We start from the raw sequence: 17,974 nt of genomic DNA, 5'->3' as shown, positions 1-17,974 counted from the left end.
ACATCGTGCATGCCGCTCACAGCACGGGCGTGCAGAAGCTGCTGTTCCTTGGCTCTTCCTGCATCTATCCCAAGCATGCCGACCAGCCCATGCGTGAAGATTCGCTGCTGACAGGCGTACTGGAAGCGACCAACGAGCCCTACGCGATTGCCAAGATTGCCGGGATCAAACTGTGCGAAAGCTACAACCGCCAGTACGGCCGCGACTACCGCAGTGTCATGCCGACCAACCTGTACGGCCCGCATGACAACTACCATCCGGAAAACAGCCACGTCATCCCCGCCTTGCTGCGCCGCTTCCACGAAGCGACCCTGCGCGGCGACGATGAAGTCGTGATCTGGGGTAGCGGCAAGCCCATGCGTGAGTTCCTGCACGTCGATGACATGGCGGCTGCCAGCATTCATGTCATGAACCTGGACGAACCGACGTATCAGGCGAACACGCAACCCATGCTTTCCCACATCAATGTGGGGACCGGCGTCGATTGCACCATTCGCGAGCTGGCCGAAACGATCGCAAAAGTGACCGAATTTCCCGGGAAACTGGTTTTCGACTCGACCAAACCCTATGGCACGCCGCGCAAGCTGATGGATGTTTCGCGCTTGAAAGCACTGGGCTGGCAAGCGTCAATCGGCCTGGAAGAAGGCCTGCGCGATGCGTATCGCTGGTTCGTTGATAATCTAGGGAACATCAGGGGCTGAGTGATTTCGCCCCATCACTATTTTCAAGGACAGAACAATGCTTCATCCAGTAATTATTGCCGGAGGTAGCGGGTCGCGCTTGTGGCCTCTTTCGCGTCAGCTGAACCCCAAACAGTTCCTTGCGTTGGGCGGAGATGGCGTAACAATGCTGCAAGCGACACTTAATCGCCTGGCCGGGTTGAACACCGCGTCGCCCGTGCTGATTTGCAACGAGCAGCATCGTTTCCTGGCAGCGGAACAGCTTCGCCAAAGCGGCTGTGACAAAGCATCGATCATACTTGAACCTTATGGGCGTAATACGGCACCTGCCATCGCGTTGGCGGCGTTGAGCTTGGTTGAAACTGACCCTGCTGCATGCCTGCTTGTGCTTGCTGCTGATCATGTCATCAACGACAAGATGGCATTTCACAGTGCGATTGGAAATGCCGGTGAACTAGCGAAGCTGGGTAGGTTGGTGACTTTCGGGATTGTGCCGACTCATGCCGAAACAGGGTATGGCTATATCGAGCGTGGGCAAGCGATTGACGGATTAGGTTTTGCAGTACAGCGTTTTGTAGAGAAGCCGGATTTGGCAACCGCGAGCAGCTATGTTGAAAGCGACCACTATCTATGGAATAGCGGGATGTTCGTCTTTACGGCGAAACGCTACCTGGAAGAGTTGGAGCGTTTTCAGCCGCGAATGCTAAAAGCCTGTAAGCGTGCATTAGCTGAAGGCGTACGTGATTTGGATTTCATACGGATCAGCGAGCAGGCATTTGCCGAATGCCCGGACGATTCCGTCGACTATGCAGTAATGGAACACACTTCCGCTGCGGCTGTTGTTCCGCTCATTGCAGGTTGGAGCGATGTGGGGTCATGGTCGACTTTGTGGGACATCAGCGATAAGGATGAAAGCGGAAACGTTTTATATGGGGATACGCTGGCTGAGGAATGCCACGACTCGTACATCCGCTCTGATAGTCGGCTGGTTGCTGCGTTGGGCGTCAAGGATCTCGTGATCGTCGAAACCAAAGACGCCGTATTGGTGGCGCATAAAAATCGCGCTCAAGACCTGAAGCGCGTCGTGCGCTCTTTGGAGACAGATGGACGCCACGAGCATTTGAACCATCGCGAGGTATACCGGCCTTGGGGCGTATACGATTCGATCGACCAGGGCAATCGCTACCAAGTGAAGCGCATCACTGTTAAGCCAGGCGCCAAGCTCTCACTACAAAAGCATCACCATCGCGCGGAACACTGGATCGTAGTTAGCGGTGCAGCACAAGTAACTATCGGCGATAAAACTACCTTGGTAACGGAAAATCAGTCTACCTATATTCCTATTGGACAAGTCCATTGCTTGGAAAATCCGGGGAAAATTCCACTCGAGCTAATTGAGGTTCAGTCTGGGTCATATCTCGGTGAAGACGATATAGTGCGGTTGGAAGATATCTATGGACGTGCGTGAGACTAACCCATTAAAAATTTCCATTATTACTGTGTGCTACAACAGCGCTGAGACAGTGCGGGATACCATCGAGTCCGTACTTGCTCAGACTTATTCTAATGTAGAGTACATAGTTATAGACGGAGCATCGAAGGATTCGACGATGGATGTGGTTCGAAGTTATGAATCCCGAATCGCCACAGTTGTTAGCGAGACCGATAGCGGGATTTATGACGCGATGAACAAAGGTATTCATGCAGCTACCGGCGATTTTATCGGAATTCTTAATTCAGACGACATATTCGCTCATGAACGAGTCCTTGAAGATCTTGCCAATTTTTTGCAGTTGAACCCAGATGTAGACGCAACTTACGCTGACTTAGTTTTCGTACAGCGCGACGCAACCGATAAATTGACTCGCCGCTATAGCTCAAAAGGTTTTGCGCCATGGAAAATTCGCTTCGGTTTCATGGTTCCGCATCCAACGTTTTACGCTCGGCGTGAGCTTTTTGAACGCTTCGGTTTGTACAAACTAGGTTATAGGGTTTCTGCTGATTTCGAGCTTATGGCTCGCTTCTTTCAGGCTGGTATTAAGGCAAAGCGCCATCCTCAGGTAATGGTTAAAATGCGTGAAGGCGGCATTAGTACTACTGGGTTCTGGTGGCGCATCCATCAGAACATGGAGATTGTACGCGCCTGCCGGTCTAACGGCTTGTATACAAACCTGTGTTTTATCGCGATGAAGGTGCCTTTCAAGCTAGCGAGTTACCTCAAATGAGCCCGGTACGCATATGCGTAACTGGCGGCCAGGGCTTCATTGGTTCTGCGCTAGTCACGGCATTGGCGCGCCAGCAGACTGAGCTGATATTGCCTACACGTCGAGCGGACAAAAATAGTGTACAAAAAAGCGGCTATTTTGAAATTGAGTCGATTGACAGCTCGACTGACTGGGCGCCAGCGTTAAAAGGTTGTCGCACCGTGGTTCATTTGGCTGGGCTTGCCCATATATTTGGTGGCACCTCTGACCGGCTCCGCGAATTTAGAACGGTAAATACCCTGGGCACGCTTCGCTTGGCGGAGCAGGCTATTGCTGCTGGAGTCAAACGCTTCGTTTTCATCAGTTCTATCGGTGTCAATGGCGCGTTTACGAAAGACGCACCATTTAACGAAGAAACTTTACCCTCACCACATGCAGACTATGCGCTCTCTAAATTGGAGGCCGAGCAAGGTTTAGAGGTATTGGTGCGAGGCACAGGGATGGACCTTGTGATTATTCGTCCGCCTCTTGTCTATGCCGGGCATGCGCCGGGCAACTTCGCGCGACTATTAAAACTTGTTCATCGTGGTCTGCCTTTGCCGCTAGCTTCAGTAAAGAATCAGCGCAGCATGATTGCGCTGGACAATCTTGTGGACCTCATTGTGTGCTGCATCGAACATCCTGCAGCAGCCGACCAAGTGTTTTTGGTGTCTGATGGCACCGATGTATCCACACGACAAATCGTCGAGCTACTTTCGATCGGTATGGAGCAGAGGCCTACATTGTTTCCTTTCCCTGATGTGCTTATGCGCCAGGGCGCGAAGCTATTGGGACGAGAAGGTATGTATACCCAACTGTGTGGATCGCTCGTTGTTGATTCTAGTAAAGCGCGCTCCATTCTTGGCTGGTCGCCCGTCATTGATACCAAGGCTGCCTTGACCAAAGCGGGGCGGGACTATGCCCGTACCGTTGCTTCACGCTGATCCAATAGGGTTATAGAAATGCATTTTTTTCTAATGATGGCCTGGATTGGCCTCGGTTCTTGCGTGTTGACCTGGGCCCTACGTCGCTACGCCCTTAGCCGCAGCCTCATGGACATTCCTAATGCACGGAGCTCGCATTCGGTGCCAACTCCACGCGGCGGTGGGGTGGCGATCGTACTAAGCTATCTAGCCGCTATCGTTGTCTTGAGTTACCTCGGCGACGTCTGGTTGGACGTTGGCATTGCCCTCTTTGGTGCCGGGCTGGCTATCGCGGTGCTTGGATTTCTGGACGACCATGGGCATATCGCCGCGCGGTGGCGTTTGCTAGGGCACTTCGCGGCAGCGTTTTGGGTGTTGTTTTGGTTGGACGGGATGCCGCCCTTGGTGCTGTTCGGCGTACCGGTGGAGTTGGGCTGGCTGGGGTATCTATTCGGTGCGCTGTATCTGGTCTGGCTGCTGAACCTCTACAACTTTATGGACGGTATCGACGGCATCGCGAGCGTGGAGGCGATCTGCGTATGTGCCGGTGGCGTACTGCTCGTGGCATCGAGCTGGGTGGGTGATGGCACTGCATTGTTGCTGCCTTTGGCGCTAGGTGCTGCGGTTGCTGGTTTTCTCATCTGGAATTTTCCACCGGCAAAAATCTTCATGGGTGATGCCGGTAGTGGCTTTCTCGGAATCATGCTTGGTGCATTGTCTTTGCAGGCCGCCTCGGTGAACCCGCAGTGGTTCTGGAGCTGGCTCATCCTGCTAGGTGTCTTTATCGTCGATGCGACGTTTACGCTCGGCCGTCGTCTGCTACGCGGCGATAAGGTGTATGAAGCCCACCGTAGTCATGCTTATCAGTATGCGTCGCGACGCTATGGTCGGCATTTGCCTGTGACCTTGGCGGTGCTGCTGATCAACATACTGTGGCTTTTGCCTTGGGCGTTCGCGGTCGGGTTTGGCTGGCTCGATGGCGTGCTAGGCTTGATCATCAGCTACTTACCCTTGGTTGTATTGGCGATTGTTTACCGTGCGGGCGAATTGGAAAAGACCTCATGAAGACGTTGCTGATTCTAGGGGCTGGCGGGCATGGCAAATCGGTCGCCGAGGCAGCGCTGCTCGGTGGACTGTGGCAGCGAGTGGTTTTTGCCGATGATCGCTGGCCGAAACTAGAGCATTGCTTTGGTTGCGACGTCGTGTCGGATATTGCAGGCCTTGCAAGGCTGAGCGGTAAGGTCCAAGGCGCGATTGCGGCAGTGGGCAATAATGAACGCCGCGAAAGTTGGTGCAGGAGCATAGAAGATACAAACATCCCTTTGGTGACGGTGATACATCCTCGAGCATTCGTCAGTGGTTCAGCCACTATTGGCCTGGGATGCGCGATCATGGCAGGCACTATCGTTGGTACCGATGCTGTTCTTGGCCGCGCCGCTATCCTTAATGCTGGCGCAATCGTCGATCACGATGCGGTCTTGGATGATCTTGCCCACATTGGTGTGGGTGTATCCTTGGCGGGTGGTGTCCGTGTTGGTCGGCGCGCTTGGCTGCAAGCTGGTGTCTCTGCAGGCTATGGCGTGGCGGTTGGAGATGGTGCGGTAGTGACGCCTGGCATGGTACTAAGCGCGCATTAAACATATGAATTAAAAGGACGGTGCACGCGTTGTCTAGGATCGACCTCACAATCCGCGAATGGCTTGTTCGGCTACCACGCCGCCAGAAGCGATTTGTTCAAATCGTGGCCGACGTTCTGTTAGTTTGGCTCGCGCTCTGGTTGGGCTTTGTTTTACGGCTCGGGTTCGACGAACGTCTTGATCCCTTTGACGAACACTTGTGGCTCTTCGTTGCTGCGCCGGTAGTTGCTATTCCGATCTTCGTTCGATTTGGCATGTACCGGGCTGTGATGCGCTATATCGGCAACGATGCGTTGGTAGCGATATTAAAGGCCGTAACGCTCTCGGCGTTGGTTTTGACATTGGTAATGTATTGGAATCAATACACCGCTGCCTTTATACCTCGCTCCGCTATCTTCAATTACTGGTGGCTTAGCCTGATGCTGATTGGCGGGTTGCGGCTCGCAATGCGTCAGTACTTCCTCGGTGATTGGTATGGCGCCCTTCGCCATGTGCCCTTCATGTCCAAAAAGGGCAACTTGCCGAAAGTTGCAGTTTGGGGAGCGGGCCAAGCCGGTAATCAGTTGGTAAACGCGTTACGCATGGGGCGGACGATGAACCCCGTTGCGTTCATCGACGACGATCGCAATCTCTCGACCCGTATCATTTCTGGTTTAAAAGTCTATCGCCCCAAACACATCCAGCAGATGTTGGATGAAACAGGGGCACAAGAGATCCTGCTGGCGGTACCTTCGGCCTCACGCGCACGCCGGCGTGAAATCCTTAACAAGCTCGAGCGCTTCCCTGTACACGTACGCTCCGTGCCCGGCTTTATGGACCTTGCCACGGGTCGAGTGAAAGTCGATGACGTCCAGGAGGTCGATATCGCTGACCTCTTAGGCCGTGAAGTCGTGCCGCCGCGGCAAGAGTTGTTCGAGCGCTGCATCCGCCATCAAGTGGTAATGGTGACCGGCGCCGGTGGCTCGATCGGATCCGAGCTGTGCCGGCAGATCATGACGAATGAGCCGACCACGCTGATTCTCTTCGAACACAGCGAGTTCAACCTCTACTCGATCCACCTGGAGTTGGAGCGGCGGATCGAGCAGGAGTCGTTGCCGATTACGCTGTTGCCGATGCTGGGGTCGGTGCGCAACTTCAAGCATATGGAAGAGGTGATGCGCTCGTGGAAGGTAGACACCGTCTACCACGCCGCCGCGTACAAGCATGTTCCGATGGTGGAGCACAACATTGCCGAAGGTGTGATCAATAACGTGCTGGGCTCGCTGTATACCGCACAAGCGGCATTGGCTGCGGGTGTCGATAACTTCGTATTGATCTCGACGGACAAGGCGGTACGGCCCACCAATGTGATGGGTAGCACCAAGCGCCTTGCGGAGATGGTGTTGCAGGCGTTGAGTCAAGAGTCGGCGCCGGTGCTCTTGCACGACAATGACTCAGTTCACCGGGTGAACAAGACGCGCTTTACCATGGTGCGCTTCGGCAACGTGCTGGGGTCATCGGGTTCGGTGATTCCTCGGTTCTATGAGCAAATTCGCCGCGGCGGGCCGGTGACGGTGACGCACCCGAATATCACGCGCTATTTCATGACCATCCCCGAGGCTGCGCAGTTGGTCATTCAAGCGGGTTCGATGGGGCAGGGCGGTGATGTGTTCGTGCTGGATATGGGCGAGCCGGTAAAGATCATCGATCTGGCGGAGAAGCTGATTCGGTTGTCTGGCTCGAGCATTCGCTCAGAGAAGAATCCGCACGGTGAGATTACCATCGAGTTCAGCGGGCTTCGGCCGGGTGAGAAGCTGTATGAAGAGCTGCTGATTGCCGATGAAGGCGTGACGCCTACCGATCACCCGATGATCATGCGCGCGAACGAGGAGTACCTGCATTGGGAGCCGTTGAAGGTCGGCATTCAGCAGTTGCTCGATGCTATCCGGCAGGATGATTACAACCGTGTCCGGCAGTTGCTTCGCGAGATGGTGAGTGGGTATGTGCCGGAAGGTGAGATTGTGGACTGGGCGCACTTGCAAGGGCGGAGTGGGAAGTCTTAGGAACTTGCGGGGAGCGGTAATTACACCTTTGGTTATTAGTTCGATATGCGTGTAAGCGTTTGGGCGAGCGATGCTCGCCTCCGCGGATAAATCCGCCCCTACAGTTGATGCGGATGGAATCAGAAGGGCTTCCCGCTGTTTATTGGCATCGGCATTCTCGATGCATTGGTTTCGTCATTTGCAGGAGTGTATGGCGAACCGGTTGAGGTAAGCGGCGGATTACGCCACCGCGCGAATAATCCGCCCTAGTTCGGGTATGGCCCATACGATCACATCGCGGGCATGGCCCGCTCCCACATTGGTCTCGTCGACCGGTTGAGATCAGCGCAGAAACTCTGGCCTCAACACACCTTTGAGCTCGCTATACGGAATCGTCAGCTCCGGGTGCCCCGCTGCGTAGGGGGCGATCGCGTAGACGTCGTACTTGAGGTAAACCGCCTTCTGGCCGAGGGCGACGTTTTCGGTCTGCTGGAAGGGCCACATTTCGAGGTATTCGGTGTTCTCTTCGAGGCCTTCGTGTTTCAGCCAGCGCTGGTGTGCTTGTCGGGCTTTTTCCCAGAAGGCGTTTTCCATGCCGGGGATGATCATGTCGTCCAGGGCCAGGACGCGTTTGGCCTTCACGTCGTAGTTGATGAAGCCGCGACCAGGCATGCCGTGAGCGCCGCCGGTGAACAAATAGCTGGAGAGTTCGATGAGGATGATTTGGTCGTCTTGCTCGCGCACTTTGGCTTGCAGATAGCTCATCCAGCCCGGTTCGGCCTGTTGCAGGAAGGCGTCCTCGTACGCTTGTAGCGAATCGACCATGGGGGCGTCGTCTTGCGCGCGGGTGAACTCCAGCAGACGCTGTTCGATGATGGGATTGAGTTCTCGCTCGGTCAGAAACCGTAGCGTATCGACGTTCACGGCGGGGCAGTCGGCGCTTTCGCAACCAGGCTGCTGGTGTTCCCATTTGACGCTCTGGTACTCGGCGCCGCGCTTAGGAAGTAAGGTTTGGCTCTGGCAGGCGGCCAAGGCCAGCGCAAGTGTTGAAGTGCTGATCAGTTTCGCGAGTTTTTTTGAAATCATGCGGATGTGTAATGTCTCGTTGGCAGGCGTCCGCGGCGGATGCCTTTCGTCATGGCGATGTTGAAATCGGCGTGTGCGGCCTTATTGAAAAAAGGCGGCCAGGCGACTCTACCTGGCCGAGACGTTCGATCAATAGCGGGGCGATAAGTTTTCCGGCAATTCAGTTCGTGCCGTATGTCCGGCCTCGATGCAGCCTCCGACGCTTCGGTGGATGCATCCCTCGATTTTTTCGCCTAACGTAGAGTCCATGTCATGACGGCTCGCGCGTATCCGTGGACCGTGCGTCGTGGGGTGGATTTGCTATCCGAATTATCGAGCGAGATAACAGCCGAAGGATGTTCAACCGTAACGGCTGGTCGATCGCCGCAACGCGACCATTCTGCATGGGTGCAATTGCCGCGTATCAGTATCGTCTGCGGGTATCACGTCGTGGCTGCGTTCTGAATTCAAGCGCGACGAAGGGTTTGCAGACGCTGCGGATACGCGCACAGTAGAGCCTTCATGGGCTGACCCAAATGTTCACAGTGAGTTGAAATGAGCGAAATCTTCAAACCGGATCCGCAAGCGTTCGAAGTGATCGAACGGGAGAATTGCTTCACCGGCTTTTACAAGCTGGACAAGCTTCATCTGCGGCACCGGCAGTTCTCCGGGAAGATGGGGCCGACCATCAGCCGTGAACTGTTCGTCCGTCACGATGCGGTATGCGTGTTGCCCTATGATGCGAAGACCGACCGGGTTGTGCTTATCGAGCAGTTCCGTGTTGGCGCGATGGACAAGGCGGAAAATCCCTGGCTTCTGGAGATGGTCGCCGGGTTGATCGACAAGGCCAGCGAAGACCCCGAGGACGTCGCACGGCGCGAGGCGGTCGAGGAAGCGGGGCTGACGCTTGGCGCGCTATGGCCTATCACAAACTATTTCCCTTCGCCCGGCGGCAGTGATGAATTCGTGTATCTCTATCTTGGCCAGTGCGACAGCGAAGGTGCCGGTGGCGTCCATGGGCTCGAGGAGGAGGGGGAAGATATTCGCGTACATGTCATGCCGTTCGAGGACGCCATGCAGCTGGTCAAGGACGGCGTCATCAACAATGCTGCGTGCATCATGGCTATGCAGTGGCTGGCGCTTAACCGTGCCGAGGTCCGGGGGATGTGGGCGTGAGGTTGATTCGCGAGCGCTATAGCGTCGATCTGGTCGAGCTGCAGACGGCTTGCGAGGCGAACTATGTGCGCCTCATGCGTCTGTTGCCGCAGATGCGCGAGCTTGGCGTCGAGCGGCGCGTCGCCTTGAGCCAGGGCGAGCGGCTGCTCGGTGTGCTCGCGCTCGAGGTGACCGAAGCCTGCCCGTATACGACGACGCTGCAACTGCGGCAGGAGCACAGCTTGCCCTGGTTGCCCGTGCCGAAAATGGAAGTGCGCGTGTACCACGATGCGCGTATGGCTGAGGTCGTCGGCGCCGAGAATGCGCGGCGTTTTCGCGGTATCTATCCGTATCCCAACGTCGCGATGCACCAGCCTGACGAGAAAAAGCAGCTCAACCTGTTCCTTGGCGAATGGCTGAGCCACTGCCTGGCCTGTGGGCACGAGGCAGAGCCGGTGCTACAGCGCTGATCGGTGTCATCTGTTTGTCATAGCAAGACGCGGTTCTACAGCTAGAGCCTTGCAGCTGCTCCGTTTGTGACGAAGTTCTCGCCCTACGGGTTTGATCGATACCCATCCGGCAACCATACTTTCCGGCATAAAGCACTTCGCGATGCGCCCGCACGCTGATTCGGTTGCGGGCGTAGCTGCCGTTATCTCGTAGCCGCGAGATTCTCGCTGGACAGTCATGGAGTTAGACGTGTCACACCAGATGCCGTTATCAAAAGACGACTCGCTATTGCTCGTTCAGTTGACGGACAGCCACCTGTTCGCGGACGAAGGCGGTTGTCTTTTGGGGGTCAATACACAGGACAGTCTGCGGCAGGTTGTCGAGCAGGTGCGGAGGGAACAGCCTAAGGTCGATCTGATCCTGGCGACGGGCGATCTCGCGCAAGATGCTTCTCCCGAGGCTTACACACGTTTTGCCGCCCTGACGGCGCCGTTGGCCGCGCCTATTTGCTGGACGACGGGCAATCACGACGGTATCGACTGCATGTCCCAGTTTTGCTCGCAAGGGCGTTGGTTGGACCCTGTGGTGGATATCGACGGTTGGCGCATCGTCATGCTGCATTCCGCCGTCCCTGGTGCCGTTCATGGCGAACTTGCGCCGGCGCAGTTTCAGCTATTGGACGATGCGCTGAAGACTGCGGGCGAGCGCCATGTGCTGATTTGTTTGCACCACCATCCCATCGCCATGGGGTCGGTTTGGATCGACAAGATTGGCCTGCGGGAGCCGGAGCGGTTGTTTGATTTGGTCGAACGATTTCCGAATGTCCGCGCGGTGGTGTGGGGGCATGTGCATCAGGCTGTCGATACCTGGCGCGACAAGGTTCGCTTGCTGGCAACGCCCTCGACCTGCGTGCAGTTCGCGCCGGGCAGCGAAGACTTCGAAGTCACCAAAGAGGCGCCGGGTTATCGGTGGTTGCGCCTGCATACGGACGGACGGATCGAGACGGATGTTTCGCGCCTAGCGGATTTCAGCTTCGAGCTCGACTACGCTTCGGGTTATTGATCGATGAAACCTTGGGCGATTGGTAGAAAAGCGCGGGTTGTACCCGCCCTACGGTTTTTGCAAATTTGCGCCGCTCTCGTAGGGCGGGTGCAACCCGCGTAGCTATTCTGCGCATTTCTCACAAAGGTTCCTGTCCGCGTACAGCGCCAAGGCTCGGCGCATCCATCCGTGCCTCGAGGCCTTCCGTTTGGTAGAGTTCGGCTCGAATCATCAGGAAGCATGCGCGTGCCCGCCGATCATCCCGCTTTACTTTACATTCACGGATTCAACAGCTCGCCGGCTTCGTTGAAAGCGCGGCAACTGATTACGCTGTTCGATCGCCTCGGCTTGTCGGGCCGTCTGCGGACCCCCGCGCTTCACCACCATCCCTATCAAGCGATGCAGCAGCTGGAAGACCTCATTTCCGAACTCGGTCGGCCCACGTTGGTAGGCAGTTCTCTGGGTGGCTACTACGCCACGGTGCTGGCTGAGCGACACGGCTTGAATGCGGTCTTGATCAATCCCGCGGTGCATCCTCATCGTTTGTTCGATGGCAATGTAGGTACTCAACGTAACTACCATACGGGCGAAACCTGGGAGTTGACGCTCGATCACGTCGCGGCGCTTGCCGCCCTCGACGTCACGCCGCCTGTTCACCCGGAGCGTTATCAGGTCTGGCTGCAGACAGGCGATGAAACCCTCGACTATCGCGATGCCGAACGGTTCTACGGTGCCTGCGCACTGCGTATCCAGGCGGGTGGCGATCACAGTTTCCAACATTTCTCCGCGCAACTGCCCGCACTCCTGGCTTTCGCCGGGTTCTCACCGGCACTCTGGCGCGATTTTGACTTTTCCGCTCTTTGAAGACGTAAACCATGGCTACTTATAACGCTGATGCGATCGAGGTTCTGTCCGGCCTCGATCCGGTGCGCAAGCGCCCAGGCATGTACACCGATACTGCCCGCCCGAACCACCTGGCTCAGGAAGTCATCGATAACAGCGTCGACGAGGCGCTGGCCGGGCATGCGAAGTCCATCGAGGTGGTGCTGCACACCGATAATTCGCTCGAAGTGATCGACGATGGGCGCGGCATGCCGGTGGATATACATCCGGAAGAGGGCATTCCCGGTGTCGAACTGATCTTCACCAAGCTCCATGCGGGCGGCAAGTTTTCCAACAAGAACTACCAGTTCTCTGGCGGCTTGCACGGCGTGGGGATTTCGGTGGTGAACGCACTGTCGACGCGCGTCGAGGTGCGGGTGAAGCGCGAGGGCAGCGAATACCAGATGGCCTTCGCGGACGGCTTCAAGGCGACTGACCTGGCCGTGGTTGGCACTGTTGGCAAGCGCAACACCGGGACGGGCGTTCGCTTCTGGCCGGATGACAAGTATTTCGACTCACCGAAGTTTTCCGTCAGTCGCCTCAAGCACGTGCTCAAGGCCAAGGCGGTGCTGTGCCCGGGGCTGTCTGTCAGCTTCGAGGACAAAAACAGCGGCGAGAAACTGGAATGGCATTTCCAGGACGGGCTGCGCTCCTACCTGGCCGATGCGGTCAGCGAGTTCGAGCGTCTGCCCGCGGAGCCGTTCACCGGCACCTTTGCCAGTGAAAAGGAAGCGGTGGACTGGGCGTTGCTGTGGCTACCGGAGGGCGGCGACGCCGTGCAGGAGAGCTACGTCAACCTCATTCCTACCGCGCAAGGCGGGACGCATGTGAACGGTCTGCGCCAGGGATTGCTCGATGCCATGCGCGAGTTTTGCGAATTCCGCAACCTGCTGCCGCGCGGTGTGAAACTGGCGCCGGAAGATATCTGGGAGCGCATCGCGTTCGTTCTGTCGATGAAGATGCAGGACGCGCAATTCTCCGGGCAGACCAAGGAACGCCTGTCCTCCCGCGAAGCGGCTGCCTTCGTTTCTGGCGTGGTGAAGGACGCTTTCAGCCTCTGGCTCAACGCACATCCCGAGCAGGGCCTGTTGCTGGCCGAGTTGGCCATCAGCAATGCCGGGCGCCGCCTGAAAGCCGGCAAGAAAGTCGAGCGCAAGAAGATTACCCAGGGCCCAGCATTGCCCGGCAAGCTGGCGGACTGCGCAGGTCAGGATCCGATGCGCGCTGAGCTGTTCCTCGTGGAAGGGGATTCTGCGGGTGGTTCCGCCAAGCAGGCACGGGACAAGGAGTTCCAGGCCATCATGCCGCTGCGGGGCAAGATCCTGAACACCTGGGAGGTGGATGGCAGCGAAGTGCTCGCGAGCCAGGAAGTGCATGACATCGCGGTGGCCATTGGCGTCGATCCTGGCGCGGCCGATCTGTCGCAACTGCGCTACGGCAAGATCTGCATCCTCGCCGATGCCGACTCGGACGGGCTGCACATCGCGACGCTGCTTTGCGCGTTGTTCGTCCAGCACTTCCGGCCGCTGGTGGATGCGGGGCACGTTTACGTCGCCATGCCGCCGCTGTATCGCATCGACCTGGGTAAGGAAAAACACTACGCCCTCGATGAAGCTGAGCGCGACGGCATTCTCGATCGCCTCTCCGCAGAAAAGAAGAAAGGCAAGCCGCAGGTCACGCGCTTCAAGGGCCTGGGTGAAATGAACCCACTGCAGCTGCGCGAGACGACGATGGACCCGAACACCCGTCGTCTTGTGCGTTTGACCCTCGATGACGTCGAAGGCACACAGGAAATGATGGACATGTTGCTGGCGAAGAAGCGCGCCAGTGACCGCAAGGCGTGGTTGGAATCGAAGGGCAACTTGGCGGAGGTACTGGTTTGATTGCACAGGGACGTATTGCTGGTTTTTCGCTTTTTGCCCTGTCGCTGTTTGCGCCATTGATCACAGAAGCCGAGACACTTACACCGCCGTACGATGAGTTGACCTTGGTGGCCGAGCATCCGGTCGAAGGAATGCCCAATGGCAACTTATCCGGGCTGGCACGTTGCGGTACGACGTTCTGGACGTTGTCCGATCGTGACGATGATCGTATCTACCGCCTCTCCAACGGCCCGAACGTATGGCAAGCGGAGACCCAGCGCATCGATGTGCCGGAGCCGCCGCCGGTAGGCTTGCCCTGGAAGCTGCAGGTTATGGCCAAGGCGGCGAGTTTCGTGCGTGGTGGTTCCCTCGATTGGGAGGGCATGGGCTGCGACGCCGAAGGCAACCACTATCTGGTCAGCGAGGGCACCGCGCACGTCTTGAAGGTCCCGGCGAATGGCAAACCACACTGGTTGGAGCTGCCGCCCGACCTAACGGCTAAGGCCCGTGAACAGGGTTTGCTGCAGAAATTCAACAGTATCTATGAAGGGATGACCGTCGACCCCTCCGGCAAACACCTGTGGCTGGCGGCCGAAGCCCACAAACGCGGATTGGTTTACGTCGAGCGCGAGACTACAGGGCGCTGGCAGTGCGCGGAAAATTGCGTCCTGATGACGGAAAGAGGCTATGAAATGCCCCCGCCCGGTAACTGGAAAGAGGTAAGGATGGCGCGGGACTTCACCGGTTTGTCCTATTACGACGGTAAGCTCTATGCCCTCGAGCGCCTGACCTATCGCATCTGCCGGCGTGATCCGGTGACCGGTGCTGCTGAACGTTGCTGGTCGTTCGCCAATGCCGCGTTGCAACCGCATCGCCGTTACACCGGGCCTGCCGGTCCCGAAGCGCTTTGGGTCGATGAAGATGGGGCGTGGGTCGGCGTCGATAACAATGAAGAGGTGCGCGCTGACGGCGATAGTCGTCCCATCATCTGGCACCTTGCACCACCTGAAGGCGGTTGGAGCGCGAATCCTTGAGCGGACAGACGGCCGGCCAGCGCGCTGGACGCGTGATGTTCGTGCTCGCCTGGGCAGCCGGTCTGTGGCTGGCCGCTCATTACTTCGGCCTCTGGGAAGACGCGCGTCGTAACCCGAACCGAGAACCGGTCTCGCGCCACACAGAGGCCTATGTCGAGGTCGAGTTGATTGGCGATGGCCGTGGGCACTATATCGCTTCGGGCGAGATCAACGGGCAGCCGGTCCAGTTTCTGCTGGACACCGGTGCGACGGATGTCGCGATACCCGGCGAACTCGCGAAAAAACTGGGCCTCGAGCCCGGCGCCAAGGTGACCGTCAGGACCGCCAACGGCACGAGTGACGGTTACCGCACCGTACTCGACGACGTGAAGCTTGGCGATATCGTGCTGCACAACGTGCGCGCGCTCGCGGCGTCCGGCTTCGATGGCGAACAAGTGCTGCTTGGCATGAGCGCATTGAGACAACTTGAATTTACCCAGCGCGACGGCCGTTTGCTGTTGCGCCACTATCGAGAGAATTGAGGACGCACATGAGCGAAAGCCTCGACCTGAGCCTGGATGGCGTGGAGCGTCGGTCCCTGGCCGACTTCACCGAACAGGCGTACCTCAACTATTCCATGTACGTGATCATGGACCGGGCGTTGCCGCATATCGGCGATGGCTTGAAGCCCGTGCAGCGCCGCATCGTTTATGCGATGAGCGAGCTGGGGCTGGATGCGGATTCCAAGCACAAGAAATCGGCGCGTACCGTCGGCGACGTGCTCGGTAAGTACCATCCCCATGGTGATTCTGCGTGCTATGAAGCGATGGTGCTGATGGCGCAGCCGTTCAGCTATCGCTATCCGCTGGTGGATGGCCAAGGCAACTGGGGGGCACCGGACGACCCCAAATCCTTCGCTGCCATGCGCTACACGGAAGCACGACTGTCGCGTTATTCCGAAACACTGCTGGACGAGCTGGGCCAGGGCACCGTCGATTGGGTGCCGAACTTCGATGGCACCATGAACGAACCGGCAACGCTGCCCGCGCGTTTGCCGAACCTGTTGCTCAACGGCACCACTGGCATCGCCGTCGGCATGGCGACGGACGTCCCGCCGCATAATTTGCGTGAGATCGCCACCGCCTGCGTGCGCTTGCTGGACGAGCCGAAGGCCACTGTCGAACAACTGTGCGAACACGTTCTCGGACCAGATTTTCCCACTGAAGCGGAAATCATCACGCCGCGTGCGGATCTGCTGAAAATCTACGAAACCGGACGTGGCTCGGTGCGCATGCGCGCCGTGTATCGCGTCGAGGACGGCGATATCGTCGTCACTGCGCTGCCGCACCAGGTGTCGGGCAACAAGGTGATGGAACAGATCGCCAGCCAAATGCAGGCGAAGAAGTTGCCGATGGTGGCGGACCTGCGTGATGAGTCCGACCACGAGAACCCGTGCCGGATGGTCATTATTCCGCGCTCCAATCGCATCGATGTCGAAGGGTTGATGCAGCACCTGTTCGCCACGACGGACCTGGAGAGCAGTTACCGCGTCAACACCAATGTCATCGGTCTCGATGGTCGTCCGCAAGTCAAGAACCTCCGGACGCTGTTGACCGAATGGCTGGAGTACCGCGTCGGTACCGTTCGCCGTCGTTTGCAATTCCGCTTGGATAAGGTCGAGCGCCGCCTGCACCTGTTGGAAGGCTTGCTCGTGGCCTTCCTCAATCTGGACGAAGTCATCCACATCATCCGCACTGAGGACCATCCCAAGTCGGTGTTGATGGCGCGGTTCGAGCTGACCGATATCCAGGCCGACTACATTCTCGATACGCGCTTGCGTCAGCTTGCCCGTCTTGAAGAAATGAAGATCCGCGGCGAGCAGGACGAACTGGCCAAAGAGCGCGAAAAGCTGCTGGCGCTCCTGGGTAGCGAAGCCAAGTTGAAGAAATTGGTGCGCAAGGAGCTCCTGGAAGACGCCGAGAAATATGGCGATGACCGGCGCTCGCCGATCGTTGAGCGCGCGGAAGCCAAGGCGCTGTCCGAAACCGATTTGATGCCGAACGAGCCGGTGACCGTGGTCATCTCCGAGAAAGGTTGGGCGCGCTGTGCGAAGGGGCATGATGTCGATCCGGGCGCACTTTCCTACAAGGCGGGCGACAGTTTCAAAGCCGCCGCGCCGGGTCGCTCGAATCAATTCGCGGTGTTCATCGACTCCACCGGGCGCAGCTATTCGCTGGCGGCACATTCGCTGCCATCGGCGCGTGGTCAGGGTGAGCCGTTGACCGGTCGCCTCACGCCGCCGCCAGGCGCCAGTTTCGAATGCGTACTGCTGCCGGCGGACGATGCGCTTTATGTCATCGCGTCCGACGCGGGCTATGGCTTCGTCGTAAAGGGCGAAGACCTACAGGCGAAAAACAAGGCGGGCAAGACACTCATCAGCCTGCCGAAGGGCGCCAAGGTGGTCGCACCGCGTCCGTTGAACAATCGCGAGGAAGACTGGTTAGCGGCGGTGACGACCGAAGGTCGCCTACTGCTATTCCCGGTGCGCGACCTTCCGCAACTGGGTAAAGGCAAAGGTAACAAGATCGTTGGCATTCCCGGCGAGCGCGTGGCTAGCCGCGAGGAGTATCTGACTGATCTCGCAGTGCTGCCAGCGGGGGCAACGCTGGTGCTGCAGGCGGGTAAACGGACCCTGTCCCTCAAAGCAGACGATCTGGAGCACTACAAAGGCGAACGCGGACGGCGCGGTAACAAGTTGCCGCGCGGTTTTCAGCGTGTCGAGCGATTGGTGGTCGAGTAGGATTTCGTTGCCGGCCACGGTACGCGTGGCCGGCAACCATCATCGTGGTGTCATAGAGTGCTGTTAATCACGTTGTTACCGTTCGGTCACAACGTGTCGTCAGGTCGGCTAGTCATACGCGAAAAGTGTGGATATTCTTCCCAACGCTCGCGCAGGGTTCGTTGCCATAAGGTGTTCGAGCCTGCGTTTCCATTTGTGAGTG

At 57.6% G+C, this 17,974-nt stretch carries 16 protein-coding genes; 15 read left to right on the top strand and 1 reads right to left on the bottom strand.

Going from position 1 to position 17,974, the window contains the following annotated elements; genetic code table 11:
* The 7 genes from IEY47_RS20300 to IEY47_RS20270 all read left to right on the top strand — a co-directional run.
* A partial coding sequence (locus tag IEY47_RS20300) for a GDP-L-fucose synthase family protein (RefSeq protein ID WP_188986129.1) occupies window positions 1-701 on the top strand: 701 nt, incomplete at its 5' end.
* Window positions 702-738: 37 nt separating this feature from the next.
* On the top strand, window positions 739-2,148 hold the full coding sequence (locus tag IEY47_RS20295; protein WP_188986127.1) for a mannose-1-phosphate guanylyltransferase/mannose-6-phosphate isomerase: 1,410 nt from the start codon (window positions 739-741) through the stop codon (window positions 2,146-2,148).
* Window positions 2,135-2,905 (top strand): glycosyltransferase family 2 protein, encoded by a 771-nt coding sequence (locus IEY47_RS20290; protein ID WP_188986125.1) that lies wholly within the window; start codon window positions 2,135-2,137, stop codon window positions 2,903-2,905. The genes IEY47_RS20295 and IEY47_RS20290 overlap by 14 nt, the downstream gene beginning before the upstream one ends.
* Window positions 2,902-3,867 carry an NAD-dependent epimerase/dehydratase family protein gene (locus IEY47_RS20285; RefSeq protein WP_188986123.1) on the top strand — a complete coding sequence of 322 codons (966 nt, stop codon included), beginning with the start codon at window positions 2,902-2,904 and terminating at the stop codon, window positions 3,865-3,867. Before IEY47_RS20290 ends, IEY47_RS20285 begins: the two co-directional genes overlap by 4 nt.
* A gap of 18 nt (window positions 3,868-3,885) precedes the next feature.
* Window positions 3,886-4,911, top strand: a complete 1,026-nt coding sequence (locus IEY47_RS20280; RefSeq protein ID WP_188986121.1) for an MraY family glycosyltransferase — start codon at window positions 3,886-3,888, stop codon at window positions 4,909-4,911.
* The gene (locus tag IEY47_RS20275; RefSeq protein WP_188986119.1) at window positions 4,908-5,483 is read left to right on the top strand and encodes an acetyltransferase; all 576 of its coding nucleotides are present in this window, start codon (window positions 4,908-4,910) and stop codon (window positions 5,481-5,483) included. Before IEY47_RS20280 ends, IEY47_RS20275 begins: the two co-directional genes overlap by 4 nt.
* 50 nt (window positions 5,484-5,533) lie before the next feature.
* Entirely contained in the window at window positions 5,534-7,525 is a 1,992-nt protein-coding gene (locus IEY47_RS20270; protein WP_373293646.1) for a polysaccharide biosynthesis protein, read from the top strand.
* Between the two features lie 321 nt (window positions 7,526-7,846).
* Here IEY47_RS20270 and IEY47_RS20265 read toward each other — a convergent pair whose 3' ends face one another.
* Window positions 7,847-8,590 (bottom strand): DUF3298 and DUF4163 domain-containing protein, encoded by a 744-nt coding sequence (locus tag IEY47_RS20265; protein WP_188986117.1) that lies wholly within the window; start codon window positions 8,588-8,590, stop codon window positions 7,847-7,849.
* Window positions 8,591-9,124: 534 nt separating this feature from the next.
* Here IEY47_RS20265 and IEY47_RS20260 point away from each other — a divergent pair.
* The 8 genes from IEY47_RS20260 to parC all read left to right on the top strand — a co-directional run bounded on the left by IEY47_RS20260 (window position 9,125) and on the right by parC (window position 17,772).
* A complete protein-coding gene (locus IEY47_RS20260; protein WP_188986115.1) occupies window positions 9,125-9,745 on the top strand; it encodes an NUDIX domain-containing protein in 621 nt (206 codons plus the stop codon).
* Window positions 9,736-10,194 carry a DUF1249 domain-containing protein gene (locus IEY47_RS20255; protein WP_188986113.1) on the top strand — a complete coding sequence of 153 codons (459 nt, stop codon included), beginning with the start codon at window positions 9,736-9,738 and terminating at the stop codon, window positions 10,192-10,194. Before IEY47_RS20260 ends, IEY47_RS20255 begins: the two co-directional genes overlap by 10 nt.
* Before the next feature lie 241 nt (window positions 10,195-10,435).
* A complete protein-coding gene (gene cpdA, locus IEY47_RS20250; protein WP_188986112.1) occupies window positions 10,436-11,236 on the top strand; it encodes a 3',5'-cyclic-AMP phosphodiesterase in 801 nt (266 codons plus the stop codon).
* 225 nt (window positions 11,237-11,461) lie between these two features.
* A complete protein-coding gene (locus tag IEY47_RS20245) occupies window positions 11,462-12,079 on the top strand; it encodes a YqiA/YcfP family alpha/beta fold hydrolase (RefSeq protein ID WP_229779568.1) in 618 nt (205 codons plus the stop codon).
* An 11-nt stretch (window positions 12,080-12,090) separates the two neighbouring features.
* Window positions 12,091-13,980 carry a DNA topoisomerase IV subunit B gene (gene parE / locus IEY47_RS20240; RefSeq protein ID WP_188986108.1) on the top strand — a complete coding sequence of 630 codons (1,890 nt, stop codon included), beginning with the start codon at window positions 12,091-12,093 and terminating at the stop codon, window positions 13,978-13,980.
* Window positions 13,977-14,993, top strand: a complete 1,017-nt coding sequence (locus IEY47_RS20235) for an esterase-like activity of phytase family protein (RefSeq protein ID WP_229779567.1) — start codon at window positions 13,977-13,979, stop codon at window positions 14,991-14,993. The genes parE and IEY47_RS20235 overlap by 4 nt, the downstream gene beginning before the upstream one ends.
* A complete protein-coding gene (locus tag IEY47_RS20230; protein WP_229779561.1) occupies window positions 14,990-15,514 on the top strand; it encodes a retropepsin-like aspartic protease family protein in 525 nt (174 codons plus the stop codon). The genes IEY47_RS20235 and IEY47_RS20230 overlap by 4 nt, the downstream gene beginning before the upstream one ends.
* Window positions 15,515-15,522: 8 nt before the next feature.
* A complete protein-coding gene (parC, locus tag IEY47_RS20225; protein ID WP_188986105.1) occupies window positions 15,523-17,772 on the top strand; it encodes a DNA topoisomerase IV subunit A in 2,250 nt (749 codons plus the stop codon).
* Window positions 17,773-17,974 lie beyond the last annotated feature (202 nt).

The sequence above is a fragment of the Pseudomonas matsuisoli genome (assembly GCF_014647635.1).
Lineage (GTDB): Bacteria > Pseudomonadota > Gammaproteobacteria > Pseudomonadales > Pseudomonadaceae > Pseudomonas_P > Pseudomonas_P matsuisoli.
Note: the sequence above shows the minus strand (reverse complement) of the source record. Positions and strands in the feature narration are given on the sequence as shown.

Bases quoted from the DNA above. Each gene is read 5' to 3' on its own strand.
- cpdA (WP_188986112.1), top strand. From the start codon at position 10,436: ATGCCGTTATCAAAAGACGACTCGCTATTGCTCGTTCAGTTGACGGAC.
- IEY47_RS20260 (WP_188986115.1), top strand. From the start codon at position 9,125: ATGAGCGAAATCTTCAAACCGGATCCGCAAGCGTTCGAAGTGATCGAA.
- IEY47_RS20295 (WP_188986127.1), top strand. From the start codon at position 739: ATGCTTCATCCAGTAATTATTGCCGGAGGTAGCGGGTCGCGCTTGTGG.
- IEY47_RS20275 (WP_188986119.1), top strand. From the start codon at position 4,908: ATGAAGACGTTGCTGATTCTAGGGGCTGGCGGGCATGGCAAATCGGTC.
- IEY47_RS20265 (WP_188986117.1), bottom strand. From the start codon at position 8,590: ATGATTTCAAAAAAACTCGCGAAACTGATCAGCACTTCAACACTTGCG.
- parE (WP_188986108.1), top strand. From the start codon at position 12,091: ATGGCTACTTATAACGCTGATGCGATCGAGGTTCTGTCCGGCCTCGAT.
- IEY47_RS20290 (WP_188986125.1), top strand. From the start codon at position 2,135: ATGGACGTGCGTGAGACTAACCCATTAAAAATTTCCATTATTACTGTG.
- IEY47_RS20285 (WP_188986123.1), top strand. From the start codon at position 2,902: ATGAGCCCGGTACGCATATGCGTAACTGGCGGCCAGGGCTTCATTGGT.
- parC (WP_188986105.1), top strand. From the start codon at position 15,523: ATGAGCGAAAGCCTCGACCTGAGCCTGGATGGCGTGGAGCGTCGGTCC.
- IEY47_RS20280 (WP_188986121.1), top strand. From the start codon at position 3,886: ATGCATTTTTTTCTAATGATGGCCTGGATTGGCCTCGGTTCTTGCGTG.